Genomic DNA, 14,586 nt, shown 5'->3' with positions numbered 1-14,586 from the left:
GAAATTACACAATATGTAGATGCCGTGCGCTTGACAAAGCGCACGGCATCTTTTTTGCGCGCTCCCTTTCCGCAAATTTATGAAGGCGGTATTGTCATCGAACTTGATTCGGACACGCCAAAGGGCGGCGTGGACGAAATGGGATGTCTTGTCGAAGATGCGGCACATAGGACGGAGACAGACCGGGGATGACGGTTCACAATTCGGATCTGCGCGAGCAGACAGTTCAACGCGTTGAAAACACGCATGCTGGCGTGGCATTGAGCGCGGCTATGGCGCGTTGCCGGCTGGCGATCAGTGCTGTCCGGACAGGCCTTGCGCGGATTCCCGTTCTGATGTCTGGCACTGTTCTCGCTGGCTCTGCAAGCGTGGCATTGGCGCAGGACGGTCTCGTCGCAAAGACTGGCGCGCGACTGTTTTCATCCGGTGAAACCATCACCTATTCGCTTTTTGTCGGCATGCTTTCGGCAACGCTGTTCTCCGTTGTCTGGCTGGTGCGCCAGCGCGGCAATATCGAGGCGGAAAGCAGCGAATACCGCCAGGCGCTTGCGCAGTCCCACCACAAGATCGCGAAATACGAAGCACTGATTTCGGACAAGAGCCGGCGCATCGTCATCTGGGACGGCGCGGACAAACGCCCCGAATTTCTGGGGCAATTGCCCGTGGAGACGGGTGCGCCGCAGGCCGATCACGATTTTCTGGCCTTTGGGCGCTGGCTGAAACCGTCATCGGCTAGCCAGCTTGAAAAATCCCTCGAAAAACTTCGCAGCCATGCGCAGAGTTTCGATCTGACCATCGAGACGCAGCGCGGCGAAGTCATTGAAGTTCAGGGGAGAGTTTCCGGCGGCAATGCCTTTGCGCGTTTCGTCGCTCTCAACAACCTGCGCGCCGAACTGGCCGAATTGCAGGTGGAGCGTGAGCGTCTGGTCGCCTCGGTGTCGACATTTCAGGAGCTTCTCGATTCGATCGAGCAGCCCGTCTGGCGGCGCAATGGCGAAGGCGACCTCATCTGGGTCAACCACGCCTATGCGCATGCTGTGGATGCGCGCGATGGCGAACAGACCATCCACGAAAAACGCGAGCTTCTGAACACCGTTACCCGGCAGAAGATACGCGCGGCCGCGACGCCGAGTTCGCCCTATCACGACCGCATTTCGACGGTTGTTTCCGGAAACCGCACCTTCTTCGACGTTGTCGATATCAAGACGGCAGGCGGTTCGGCGGGTATCGCCATCGATGCCACCGAAGCGGAAACCATTCGTGAGGAACTCAAGCGGGTTCTGAAAAGCCACGCCGAAACGCTGGATCACCTGGCAACGCCCGTCGCCATTTTCGACGGCCGGCAGCGGCTGCAATTCTACAATCAGGCATTCGCGGCTCTCTGGGGTTTCGATCTCGTTTTCCTCGAATCAGGCCCTGATAATTCCGAACTTCTGGACAGGCTGCGCACCGCCGGCAAACTGCCCGAACAGCTGAACTGGAAAAACTGGAAAGAGACGGCGCTTTCCGTCTACCGCTCGCTCGATACCAAGACTGATCTCTGGCATCTGCCCAACGGCCAGACGTTGCGGGTAATCGCGACCGCTCACCCGCAAGGCGGCGCGACATGGGTCTTCGAAAACCTGACCGAGCAGGTCGATCTGCAAATGCGCTACAACACGCTGGTAAAGGTGCAGGGCGAAACTATCGACCATCTGGCCGAAGGTGTGGCCGTGTTCGGGGCGGATGGCCGCATTCGCCTATCCAACCCCGCATTCCGGGCGCTCTGGGGCGTTACCGCGGAACAGGCCGAGACAGGCACCCACATCCGCGCCATCGAGACCACCTGCACGCAATCCTATGACAGGCCGGACGGCTGGCGCTCCTTCAGCCAGTTCATCACCAGCTTCGATGATGAACGCCCGTCGAGACAGGGAACGCTCGAACTGCTTTCCGGCCTCGTGCTCGACTACGCCGTCATTCCGCTACCGGACGCACAGACCATGCTGACATTCGTCAACATGACCGACAGCGTGCGGGCCGAGCGGGCGCTCAAGGAAAAGAACGACGCGCTTCTCAAGGCCGACGAGCTGAAGAACGATTTCGTACAGCATGTCTCCTACGAATTGCGCTCGCCGCTGACCAATATCATCGGCTTCACCGATCTCCTGAAGACTCCCGGTATTGGAAACCTCTCGGAACGGCAGGCTGAATATCTCGACCATATTTCCACCTCCTCCTCGGTTCTTCTGACCATCGTCAACGACATTCTCGATCTCGCGACCGTCGATGCGGGCATCATGCAGTTGAATTACGCGGAAAACGACCTCAACGAATTGCTCGACGACGTTTCGGTGCAGATCGCCGATCGGCTGCAGGAAAGCGGTATTTCGCTGGAGATCGTCGCACCCGCGCATCTCGGCAGTCTGGTCGCGGATCATCAGCGCCTGAAGCAGATCCTCATCAAACTGCTGACCAACGCCATCAATTTTGCACCTGAAGGATCTTCCGTTCAGCTTTCCTGTCAGCGCAGCGAGGGCGACTTCCTGTTCTCCGTGGCGGACAAGGGACCAGGCATTCCCGAAGACATGATCAAGGCCGTGTTCGACCGCTTCGCGACGCGTGGCAATGGCGGGCGACGCACTGGCGCCGGGCTTGGCCTTTCCATCGTGGAAAGCTTCGTCAGCCTCCATCATGGCACCGTCAGCATAGACAGCCGGCCCGGCAACGGCACTATCGTCACCTGCCGCATTCCTTCCGGCACGCGCCCGCATTCCATCGCCGCAGAATGAGCGCCGACATCTTGCCGATCACCATTTCCCTCGAGGAAGAAAAAGACACCATCAGATTGGGCGAGGACCTCGCGCTGGCTTTGAAGGCCGGCGATTGTCTGGCGCTCATCGGCGATCTCGGTGCCGGTAAATCCACCCTCGCCCGCGCCTTCATTCGCGCGATGGCGGATGCACCGGATCTGGAAGTTCCAAGCCCTACCTTCACGATCATCCAGACCTATCCCTTGCGCATTCCGGTTGCGCATCTCGATCTTTACCGACTTTCGGATGTCTCCGAACTGGACGAGCTCGGCATCGACGAGTTGCTGGAAGATGGTATCTGCCTGATCGAGTGGCCGGATATGGCCGCCGAGGTTCTGCCACCGGATCAGACCATCAGCCTGCGGCTGACCCATTCCGGCGAAGGACGCCTGGCCGTCATCGATGCCCCGCCAAAACAGAAAGCGCGGCTCGAGCGTGTTTTAGCTATTCGCGCGTTCCTCGCGAAAAAGGGCAGGGACGATGCGGCCCGCCATTTTCTGAGCGGCGATGCTTCCACACGCGCCTATGAGACCATTTCCACAGATGGCCCGGACCTTATTCTGATGGACTGGCGACGCCCCTTGAGAGGTGCGATCGTCGCGGACGGCAAAACCTATGCGGAAATCGCCCATCTTGCCCAGGACGCACGGTCCTTCGTGGCGATCGGCAATTATCTAGGGAATAGCGGCTTTTGCGCGCCTGAGATTCTGGCAGCGGATATGGATCAGGGTATTCTTCTGCTGGAAGACCTCGGACGGGACGGCGTGCTTGCGCCTGACGGAACGCCGATAGAGGAACGTTATCTGCAAAGCGTCGCCTGTCTTGCCGCCCTTCATCAGGCCCCGCGGCCCAACCTGCTGCCGGTGGGTGACGGCAGCGTCTATGAGGTTCCCGCCTTCGACCGGCAGGCAATGAAGATCGAAGTTTCGCTGCTGGCGGAATGGTATCTGCCGCATAAACGCGGCAAACCGCTGTCCGATGCCGAGAAGCGGGACTATTACGCCCTTTGGGACGGCCTGATAGATACGCTAGCCAGCTGCGAAACGGGACTTTTGCTGCGCGACTTCCATTCGCCGAACATCCTCTGGCAGGAGCAGAATGCCGGTATCCGGCAAGTCGGCATGATCGATTTTCAGGACGCAATGATCGGGCCGACCGCCTACGATCTCGCCTCCATCGTGCAGGACGCCCGCGTCACCATCTCACCCGAGCTGCAGGCTCGCCTGCTTTCGCACTATCTGGAGCGCAGACGAAAAACGCCGTCTTTCGACGAGGCGTCTTTTCTCAAGGCTTTCGCCATCATGTCGGCGCAGCGAAACTGCAAGCTGGCCGGTATCTGGGTGCGGCTGATGGAACGCGATGGAAAACCCGGTTATATGAAACATATGCCGAGGACGTTCCGCTATCTCACTGCCACGCTTTCGCATCCCGAACTTGCACCGCTCAAAGACTGGTGCGTCCGCATGGGCATGGAATTTTAAAGACTGAAAGAAGATTGCCACGATGACGATCAAGAACGCGATGGTGCTGGCCGCAGGGCTTGGCACACGGATGCGCCCGATCACGGATACGATCCCGAAGCCGCTCGTCAAGATCGCCGGCAAGCCGATGATCGACTATGCGCTCGACGCCCTTGTCGAGGCCGGGGCGGAGAAGATCGTCGTCAATGTGCATCACCATGCCGAACAGATGATCGCCCATCTCGAAAACCGCTCCGACGCCGAAATCCTGATTTCCGACGAGCGGTCGCAACTGATGAATTCCGGAGGCGGGCTTGCCAAGGGCCTGAAACTTCTGGAGCCCGGTCCTGTCTTCGTCATGAATGCCGATCTTTTCTGGATTGGCGAACAGCTGAATGCCGTCAGCAACCTGCGCAAGCTCGCTCAATTCTTCGACGCCACGCGCATGGATATGGCGCTGCTCTGCGTCGACATGGACCGCACCACCGGCCATAACGGCAAAAGGGATTTCAACCTTTCTGCCGATGGGAAATTGGTGCGATATAGTGATGGTGACCTGAACCCGGTAGTTTATGCCGGCGCCATCGCCGTGGATTCGCGCCTGCTGGACGACGCCCCGGCGGATGCCTTCAACCTCAATATCTATTTCGACCGCGCCATCGAAAACGACCGGCTTTTCGGGCTTTCGCTTGATGGCCACTGGATCACCGTCGGCACGCCCGACGCGATAGAAGACGCCGAGAGCATCATCCGGCAATTCAGGGAAAAGCGCTCTGCATGACTTTGACCCACCACGCAAAGCGCGTTCTGACGATCGCTGCGGGAACACCGTTCCTCAAAACGCTCGCGGAAACGCTGTGTGACGGGACACTGACAGCAGGCTATCAATATGACCCCGCCGATCCGCTTTCACTGGCCAAAGTGACGATCTATGTGCCGACCCGTCGCTCCGCCCGCGTGTTGCGCTCGGAATTCGTCGATCTTCTGGGTGGCCGTTCCGCCATTCTGCCGCTGATCCGGCCGCTCGGCGAAACGGATGACGACAGCGGTTTCTTCGAAATCGAAAATCCTGAGATCATGGATCTGGCGCCGCCGATTTCCAGCACCGGCCGGCTGGTCGAACTGGCGCGCCTCATTCTCGCATGGCGCAACAGCCTGCCGGACGCCATCCGGGCGATCCATTTGGATTCGCCGCTCGTTGCGCCCGCCAGCCCCGCCGATGCCATATGGCTGGCGCGCGCGCTTGGCGAAGTGATCGATGCCATGGATACGGAAGAAAAGGAATGGGAGGCGCTCGCGCATCTCGATACCGGCGATCACGCCCAATGGTGGCAGCTGACGGCGGATTTCCTCAAGATCGCCAGCGTGTTCTGGCCTGCCCGTCTTGCCGAACTCAACCGCACCTCCGCAGGCCGGCATCGCAACGGCATCCTGCGGGCGGAGGCGAACAGGCTTGCCAACCTGCCGGATACGGGACCGATCATCGTTGCCGGCTCCACGGGCTCCATTCCGGCGGCAGCAGACCTCATCGCCTCCGTCGCTTCCCTGCCCCAGGGCGTCGTCGTGCTTCCGGGCCTCGATCTTTTGATGCCGGAGGAGCAATGGGAGGCGATTGCCGAGGATCCCACCGATCCTTCGAGCCGTACCCATTCGCAATATGGGCTCTACATGCTGTTGCAGAAGCTTGGCATCATGCGCGACGATGTCGTTCAGATCGGCGCCATCGATGACGATCTCGAAAAGCGTGCGGCGGTGTTTTCGGCAGCACTCGCGCCGGCCAAATCCACCAGCGACTGGAACCGTTGGCGTGAGGACAGGCAACCCGGTTTTTTCGACGACGCTTTTGCAGCGGCATCCCTGATAGAGGCTGCCAACGAGCGCGAAGAGGCAACCGCAATCGCGGTGGCGCTGCGGCTGGCGCTTGAAGCGCCAGGCGCTGGCCGCCCGTCTCAGGCAGCACTGATAACCCCGGATCGCGGGCTGGCGCGGCGCGTGGCGACGGAGTTGCAACGCTTCGGCATCGAAGCCGACGATTCTGCCGGCACACCATTATCCGCCACACCACAGGCGGGACTGACGCAACTGGCGCTGGAAGCGATTTTGAGGCCCGGAGACCCGGTGCCGGTCATTTCCCTTCTGAAACATCCGCTCAGCCGTTTCGGGCTTTCTGAGGAAGCATTCACGAAAGCGTCGAAAGCGCTGGAGCTGATTGCGCTCAGGGGAGGCCGCGTCGAAACCGAAATCGGCAATCTGGAAGCGGTCCTCGATGCGCAACTGGCGGCGCAGCGCGATGACAGGCACCCGCCCGCCTGGCGGCTGGCACTGCCGGAAGGAAGCGTCGACGCCGCGCGCGATCTTGCGCGCCGGATCGCCGTTTCGACGGACGCGCTTGGCAGCGCATTCATCCGCCGCGACCGGTCGGGCCGGTCTTTCACGGAAAAATTGCCGCTTTCCGATTGGGCGGAGCGCACAGGCCGGGTGATCGAAGCCATCTGCGCGGATGAAAACAACGAACTTGCCGCGCTCTGGTCCGGCGAGGCAGGCGACAAGCTTTCCGGCCTGTTTGGCGAATTGATGGAAAGCGGCGAAATCCTCGATGCGGACGGTCCGCAATGGGCTGATATCTTCGCGGCACTGGTGGCCGGCGAATCGATCAAGCCGCGATCCATGCGCCATCCGCGCATCTTCATTTTCGGCGCGCTCGAAGCACGATTGCAGAGCGTCGATACCGTCGTGATCGGCGGCCTTAACGAAGGGCTTTGGCCGGGGCAGACGGCAAACAATCCGTTTTTGTCCCGCAACATGAAGACAGCCATCGGTCTGGAACCGCCGGAACGGCGCATCGGCCAGCTGGCGCATGATTTCGAGATGGCCAACGGCACCCGGCAGATCTTTTACACCCGGGCGCTCAGGCAAGGCTCGACGCCCGCCGTCGCATCACGCTGGCTGCAACGGCTGCTGGCACTCGGCGGCGAGGATTTTGCCGGCCAGCTGAAAAAGCGCGGCGAGACCTATCGCCACTGGGCGGCCCTTATGGATGCAAGCATCGACCAGGAGACGGCAAAGCGCCCTGCCCCGAAGCCGCCGGCCGAGCTACAGCCGAAGAGTTATTCCTTCAGCGAAGTTGGCAGGTTGCGCCGCGACCCCTATTCGATCTATGCGCGGCGCATCCTGAAGCTCGATCCTCTCCACCCGTTCAACCGCGACCCAAATGCCGCCGACCGTGGCACGCTCTATCATGCGATCATCGAGCGTTATTCCCGCGAGGGGCATATTCCCGGCACGCCGGCATCGCTCGAAGCCATGCAGCGTATTCTGGATGAAAGTTTCGATGCGCAAGACCTTCCCTTGCATGTCGATGTCATCTGGCGTCCCCGTTTCGAGGCAGTGGCGCGCGCCTTCATCGACTGGGAGAAGGAACGGTACCCATCCATCCGTCGCAGCTTTTTCGAAGCCCGCGCCGGACAGGAAATACCCGAAGCGGGCGTAAGACTGACTGGCATCGCCGACCGTATCGACATCAAGACCGGCGGTCAGGCGGATATTATCGACTACAAGACGGGGCTTGCGCCTTCGGTCAATCAGGCACGCGCGCTGCTCGATCCGCAGCTTGCGCTGGAAGCAGCGGCGCTGATGCGCGGCGCGTTCCGCGAGGCGGATTCGCACACGCCGGAAAACCTCATTTATGTACGCCTGCGACCGGGAGAGAGGTTTTTTGCCGATCAGGTGAACAACGAGCATTCCAACCGGAGCGGCAAGAAAGCACCCAAATCAGCAATCGAACTGGCAACCGAATCCATTGATCAGCTCGCCAAATTCGTGCGTTCGCTGCGTGATGGCGAAAACGGTTTTGCCTCGCGGCTGGTGCCGGAGGAGCAGCAATCCTATGGCGGGGAATATGACCACCTCGCCCGCGTTTCGGAATGGTCGACGGCAGAACCGGGAGATGGCGATGATGATTGATCCTATCGATCACGGACCCGCCACGGACACCCCTCAAAGCTGGATCGACTGGACGAGCGATCGGCAGCGGCTGGCCTCTGATCCCGCGAGTTCCGCCTGGGTTTCGGCCAATGCCGGCTCCGGCAAAACCCATGTGCTGACCCAGCGCGTCATCCGCCTGCTTCTGGCCGGGTGCCGCCCCTCCGCTATTCTGTGCCTGACCTATACCAAGGCGGCGGCGTCCGAAATGTCGAGCCGCGTTTTCGATCGTCTGGCGGAATGGGCGACTTTGCCGGATGCCGATCTTAGGGATCGCGTCGCCGCCATCGAAGGAAAAACGCCGGATCGCATCAAGCTCGCCGAAGCGCGGCGGCTGTTCGCCAAGGCGCTGGAAACGCCGGGCGGGCTGAAAATCCAGACAATCCACGCTTTCTGCGAAGCACTGCTGCATCAGTTCCCGCTGGAGGCCAATGTCGCCGGCCACTTCTCCGTTCTCGACGACCGCGCCGCAACCACCCTGCTGGCCGAGGCGCGGCGTTCGCTTTTAACGGCAGTTTCGACGGAGGGAGACACTGATCTCGCGCAATCGCTCGCCTATGTGCTTGATCTCGCGGATGAAAGCGGGCTGGAATCGCTACTCACCGCCATCATCGCCAATCGCAGCGCCCTTCGCGCCTTTTTGCTCGAGGCAAAACAGGCTGGTGGTATCGACGCCCGCTTGCGGCAGGCGATGCAGATAGAAGCGGGTGAAACCGAAGAAACGGCGGCGGCGGCGTTCTGGCCCCTGCCCGGTCTCTCGGGGCTTCCCCTCGACACCTATCTGACGCTTGCCGATGAAGTAGGCGGATCGCGCGTCATCGATGTCGCCTATGCCTTGCGGGAAGCAAAACGGCAGGCGGATCCCGTGCGGCGCATGGAATTCATCGAAGCAGCCTTACTGACGGCCAAGGGCGAGAAAAAATCCGATGCCTTTGTCATCAACAAGGGCATGCAGAAATCGGCACCCGATCTTGTCGACGCGCTGACGCTTGCGCGAGATCATGTCGTTGCCTGCCGCAACCGCTATCGTCTGGTGCGGATGCTGGAGGCGACGAAATGCGCCCTTGTTCTGGCCGAAAGGTTGATCGGCGATTTCGAGGACCTGAAAAAGCAGCGAAGCCAGCTCGATTTCGAGGATCTGATCGAACGCGCCGCCAACCTCCTCAACCGCGATACGGCGGGCGCCTGGGTGCATTACAAGCTGGACCAGGGTATCGACCATATTCTCGTCGACGAGGCGCAGGATACCAGTCCGGTGCAATGGTCGATCATCCAGTCGCTGGCGGCGGATTTCTTCACCGGCGAGAGTGCCCGCTTGGGCCGGCGCACGCTTTTTGCCGTGGGTGACGAAAAGCAGTCTATCTATTCGTTTCAGGGCGCGCGGCCGGAACGGTTTTCGCAGGAGCGTGACGAGACCAAAAGGCGTGTCGATTCGGTGGAGCAGGCGTTTCACCGCATCCGCTTGCCGCTGTCCTTCCGTTCTACGGAAGATGTGCTGGCCGCCGTCGATCAGGTCTTCTCCGACCCCAAAAATGCCAGTGGACTCAGCGCCGATAACGAGCCTGTCGAACACCGCTCCAACCGCGCCGGCCACCCCGGCACCGTGGAAGTCTGGGATATGGTGGCGCCGGAAACCGCCGAGGACGAGGAAGACTGGACAGCACCTTTCGACGCATTGCGGGAAAGCGCGCCGGCCACCATCGTTGCCCGCCGGATCGCTGCGCGCATTGCCGGAATGATCGGGAACCAGACCATCATTGAAAAGGGTGTGGAACGGGCCATCGAGCCGGGCGACATTCTGGTGCTGGTCAGAAAACGCCACGCTTTCGTCAATGCGCTGACCCGTGAGCTGAAGCGACGCAAGAACATTCCCGTCGCCGGTGCCGACCGTCTTCGCCTGACCGACCACATCGCCGTGCAGGATCTTCTGGCGCTCGGCCGGTTTGTCGTACTGCCCGAGGATGATCTTTCACTGGCCGCACTTTTAAAAAGCCCGCTTTTCAATCTTGCCGAAGACGACGTTTTCGACGTTGCCGCAACGCGATCGGAGACGGAGAGCGTGTGGCAGAGGTTACGAACACTTTCGCAGGAAGAGAACAGCCACTTTTCCGCAGTCGTCAGCAAGCTCGAAAACTTCATCGCGCTTTCAAAAACGGCAACGGTGCACGATTTCTTCGCGGCGGTTCTGACCCTGCATGACGGGCGCAAAAAGTTCTTGGGTCGTCTCGGCAACGAGGCGAGCGATGTTCTGGACGAGTTCCTGTCCTTTGCGCTGGACCATGAAAGAACGGGCCTGCCCGGCCTGCAAGCCTTCCTTTCCGTTCTGGAAACCGATTCGCCGGAGGTGAAGCGTGAACAGGACAAGGATCGCGGCGAAGTGCGCATCATGACCGTGCACGCCTCCAAGGGCCTGGAAGCGCCTGTTGTTTTTGTCGTCGATGGCGGTTCGAAAGCCTTCAATCACAGCCACGTGCCGAAACTGCGCTTCATCGAAGCGGATGGGGATGCCGTCCCCGTCTGGCTGCCCGGCAGCGGCTTTTCCAATCATCTCATTCGCGCCGACGAGGACCGCCTGAAGACGGCCGCCGAAGACGAATATCGCCGGCTGCTTTATGTGGCGATGACGCGTGCCGCCGATCATCTGGTCGTCTGCGGTTATCGCGGCCACAAAGAAAATCCCGAATGCTGGCATGCCATCGTCAAGGCAGCGCTTGCCGACAATGAAAAGCACAGCCAGCCGCAGCTCTTTGCGGCCGATGGCGAGGAATGGCAGGGGCTTGTCTGGCGCAAGTCGGAGGCTCGCTCGACACCTGCCCCGCAAAGGCTGCCAGAACCGCAAGGGCAGGAAGAATATACGCTTCCGGCGGGACTTCTCGCCCCTTTGCCCGCCCTGCCCTCATTGCCTAGGCCGCTTAGCCCTTCCGGCGCGGGTACCATCATCGATGACGGCGCGGACGATCTGGCCGTGCGTTCGCCGCTGTTCGGTGAAAAGGCCGGTGCTTCCTCCCTGGCGCTGCAACGCGGCCGGCTGGTGCATCGCATGCTGCAGGCCCTGCCGGATTTTGCCGAGGCCGAACGCGAAGAAGCAGCCCGCCGTTATGCCGACCGTGCTGCCCGTTTCTGGCCGTCCAGTGAGCGCGAGCAGCTGATACAGGCTGTTTTGCGGGTCATGTCCGAACCAACCGTGCAACCGGCTTTTTCACCCAACAGCCGCGCGGAAGTTTCCATCATGGGGACAATGACGATCGGCAGGCAGCATTATGCCGTTTCCGGCCGTATCGACCGGTTGGCGGTAGATGGCAACCGCGTCATTCTGGTCGATTACAAGACGAACCGCGTTCCGCCACGCGACGCGCGCGAGATCCCCTTCTCCCATACGGCGCAGCTTGCCATTTATCGCGAAATTCTGGCACCGCTTTATCCCGGCAAGGAATTTGTCTGCGCGCTGATCTATACCGAAAATGCCGCATTTGTGACGGTTGGCGATGATGCGATGAAGCAAGCCCTTGCCGCAATAAAGACAAAGTGAGATACCGGGGCATTGAAATTTCGACGCGCCCGCATCACATCGATAGCGGAAAAGATTCACTGAAAGGAGAGCCAGATATGGCTACCGTAAAAGTCGACGCCGCCAACTTCCAGTCCGAAGTCCTCGAATCCTCCGAACCTGTCGTGGTGGATTTCTGGGCCGAATGGTGCGGCCCGTGCAAGATGATCGCGCCGAGCCTTGAAGAAATTTCGTCCGAGCTTGCCGGCAAGGTCAAGGTCGCAAAGCTCAATATCGACGAAAACCCGGAACTGGCCGCCCAGTTCGGCGTTCGCTCTATCCCGACCCTTGCAATTTTCAAGGGCGGCGAAGTGGCCGACATCAAGGTTGGCGCTGCACCCAAGACAGCGCTTTCGGCCTGGATTTCCGGTGCCGCTTAAATCGTTTTTGATGGAATAAAGAAAAGCCCGGCAGCGATGCCGGGCTTTTTTTACTGGGGAACCGTACCGTTCAGCGCAAGTGCGTTTCCGGCGAGATAAAGCGAGCCGCCGATCAGGATGCGCGGCGGCGGCCCTTCAGGATCAACCCGGCGCGACAACTCGTCCAGCGCTTCGGTCAGGGAAGATGTGGGTGCCGCCACCAGACCGGCATCGAAGGCCGCATGGGCGAGCACGACGGGATCGATCGCCGCATCGGTGCCGCCGATCGGCACAGTGAAGACATATTCGGCAATATCGGCGAAAGCCTTGAAATATCCCACCGGGTCCTTGGTGTTGATCAAGCCCGCTATGATGAAAAGCGGGCGCGGTGTCTTTTCTTCAAACCCTGCCATGGCCTCGGCAATGACTTCGCCCGCGCCGGGATTGTGACCGCCATCGATCCAGATTTCCGCGTCCTTCGGGGCCATTTCGGCGATCTTGCCGGTTACGATGCGCTGTAGACGGCCGGGCCATTCCACTGTTGTCATGGCCTTTTCGATCATCCGTTCCGTCACTTCGAAACCGGCGGCCTTGACAGCGCGAATAGCGGCAGCAGCATTGGCGAGCTGGTGGCGACCGGGAAGGCGCGGCAGCGGCGCATCGGTCAGGCCGAACTCGTCCTGATAGACCATGCGGCCAAACTCTTCATGCGCGGAAAAATCCTGCCCATAGACAGACGCCGGGCAACCCAGCCGCTCCGCCGTGGCAACGAGGGTATCCAGCGCCGCATCATGCTCCTGATGGCCAATGACGACGGGTGAACCCTTCTTCATGATGCCCGCCTTTTCGGCAGCGATCAATTCAACCCGATCGCCGAGATAGGCCTGGTGGTCCAGCGAGATTGGCATGATGACGGAAACTGCTGGATTGTTGATCACATTGGTCGCATCGAAGCGCCCACCTAGTCCCACCTCAACAATCGCGGCATCGGCCGGCTGTTCCGCGAACAGCAGAAACATCGCAGCAGTCAGGATTTCGAAAACCGTTATCATCTGGCCACCATTGGCAACTTCGATACGGCGCAGCGCGTCCGCAAAGACGGCGTCCTCGACATGCCGACCTTTGCCGCCGGAAACGCCGATGCGATAACGTTCATGCCAATTCACGAGATGCGGAGAGGTATGGACGTGGACGGAAAGACCTGCCGCCTCCAGCAAAGCCCGGCAAAAGGCGCTGACCGAGCCCTTACCGTTCGTGCCTGCGACATGGATAACCGGCGGCATCCTCTTTTGAGGATCGCCGAGTTTTTCCAGAAGACGGGAGATTCTATCCAGCGAAAGATCAAAACCCTTGGGGTGGAGCTGCATCAGCTCTTCGATGATCTGTTCGGCCTCGCCGATTGCGGGCTTCGTCATATCTTCTGTTCGCCTTTCAGGCGTCGTCTTGGCCATTTGTCCGCCGCACCCGAGATGAAATCATGCAACGTATTACATCATCCCGAAGGCGATTTCGCCGCCTCCGGGCGACATATTTTTCCGTCAGGCCGAAGCCGCAAGTGGAACGACCGCGTTCGCTTCTGCCGGAGCCTTTGTCATGATCTTGAGAAGGCTTGCCAGCGTATCGGGAATTTCGCGGCGGTCGATCACCATATCCACCATGCCGTGCTCGAACAAGTATTCCGACGTCTGGAAGCCTTCGGGGAGCTTTTCGCGAATGGTCTGCTCGATCACGCGCTTGCCGGCAAAACAAATCTCGGCACCCGGCTCGGCGATATGGACGTCGCCCAGCATCGCGTAGGAAGCGGTCACCCCACCCGTCGTCGGGTTCGTCAGAACCACGATGTAGGGCATGCCCGCTTCTTTCAGCATGTTCACCGCAACCGTGGTGCGCGGCAGCTGCATCAGCGAGAGAATGCCTTCCTGCATGCGGGCACCGCCGGAGGCCGGGAACATGACCAGCGGGCAACGCTCGGAAATGGCGCGCTCGAACGCCTTGACGATGGCTTCGCCTGCCGCAATGCCGAGCGAGCCGCCCATGAACTGGAATTCATGCACGACGGCAACGATCTTCAGCCCCTTTAGATGACCAACGCCGGCAAGGATCGTGTCTTCCTGTTCGGTCTTCGTCCGGCTGTCGCGCAGACGATCGGTGTATTTCTTGGAATCGCGGAACTTCAGCGGATCCTGCGCCACCTTCGGCTGGGGCAAGGCTTCATAGACGCCGCCATCGAAGAGATCGATAAGGCGCGCCTTTGCCGGCATCTTCATGTGATAACCGGAAGCCGGAATGACCCACTTGTTGTCTTCCAGATCCTTGTGGAAGACCATCTCGCCCGTTTCCGGGCACTTGATCCACAGGTTCTCCGGAACCTCCGGGCGGCGGCCAAGCATGGAATTGATCCGGGGCCGTACGTAATTGGTGATCCAGTTCAACTGACTACTCCTGAC

General features: G+C 60.2%; 8 protein-coding genes. 6 read left to right on the top strand and 2 right to left on the bottom strand.

What is annotated here, in order from left to right; genetic code table 11:
* Positions 1–188 precede the first annotated feature (188 nt).
* The 6 genes from QSK43_RS13205 to trxA all read left to right on the top strand — a co-directional run bounded on the left by QSK43_RS13205 (position 189) and on the right by trxA (position 12,160).
* Positions 189–2,771 carry a sensor histidine kinase gene (locus tag QSK43_RS13205; RefSeq protein ID WP_332303799.1) on the top strand — a complete coding sequence of 861 codons (2,583 nt, stop codon included), beginning with the start codon at positions 189–191 and terminating at the stop codon, positions 2,769–2,771.
* Positions 2,768–4,273 (top strand): tRNA (adenosine(37)-N6)-threonylcarbamoyltransferase complex ATPase subunit type 1 TsaE, encoded by a 1,506-nt coding sequence (tsaE, locus tag QSK43_RS13200; protein ID WP_332303798.1) that lies wholly within the window; start codon positions 2,768–2,770, stop codon positions 4,271–4,273. Before QSK43_RS13205 ends, tsaE begins: the two co-directional genes overlap by 4 nt.
* 22 nt (positions 4,274–4,295) lie before the next feature.
* Positions 4,296–5,033, top strand: a complete 738-nt coding sequence (locus QSK43_RS13195) for a nucleotidyltransferase family protein (RefSeq protein ID WP_332303797.1) — start codon at positions 4,296–4,298, stop codon at positions 5,031–5,033.
* The gene (gene addB / locus QSK43_RS13190) at positions 5,030–8,215 is read left to right on the top strand and encodes a double-strand break repair protein AddB (RefSeq protein ID WP_332303796.1); all 3,186 of its coding nucleotides are present in this window, start codon (positions 5,030–5,032) and stop codon (positions 8,213–8,215) included. The genes QSK43_RS13195 and addB overlap by 4 nt, the downstream gene beginning before the upstream one ends.
* Entirely contained in the window at positions 8,205–11,762 is a 3,558-nt protein-coding gene (gene addA, locus QSK43_RS13185) for a double-strand break repair helicase AddA (RefSeq protein WP_332303795.1), read from the top strand. Before addB ends, addA begins: the two co-directional genes overlap by 11 nt.
* 77 nt (positions 11,763–11,839) lie before the next feature.
* Complete coding sequence (gene trxA / locus QSK43_RS13180; protein ID WP_045019255.1) at positions 11,840–12,160, top strand: thioredoxin; 321 nt, start codon at positions 11,840–11,842, stop codon at positions 12,158–12,160.
* Between the two features lie 50 nt (positions 12,161–12,210).
* Here trxA and QSK43_RS13175 read toward each other — a convergent pair whose 3' ends face one another.
* The gene (locus tag QSK43_RS13175) at positions 12,211–13,590 is read right to left on the bottom strand and encodes a bifunctional folylpolyglutamate synthase/dihydrofolate synthase (protein WP_332303794.1); all 1,380 of its coding nucleotides are present in this window, start codon (positions 13,588–13,590) and stop codon (positions 12,211–12,213) included.
* Positions 13,591–13,677: 87 nt separating this feature from the next.
* A complete protein-coding gene (gene accD, locus QSK43_RS13170; RefSeq protein WP_045019256.1) occupies positions 13,678–14,571 on the bottom strand; it encodes an acetyl-CoA carboxylase, carboxyltransferase subunit beta in 894 nt (297 codons plus the stop codon).
* Positions 14,572–14,586: the final 15 nt, after the last annotated feature.

It is taken from the genome of Rhizobium sp. GR12, from assembly GCF_036596185.1.
GTDB lineage: Bacteria > Pseudomonadota > Alphaproteobacteria > Rhizobiales > Rhizobiaceae > Agrobacterium > Agrobacterium nepotum.
The sequence above is the reverse complement of the archived record's forward strand: the minus strand, read 5'-3'. Positions and strand labels throughout refer to the sequence as shown.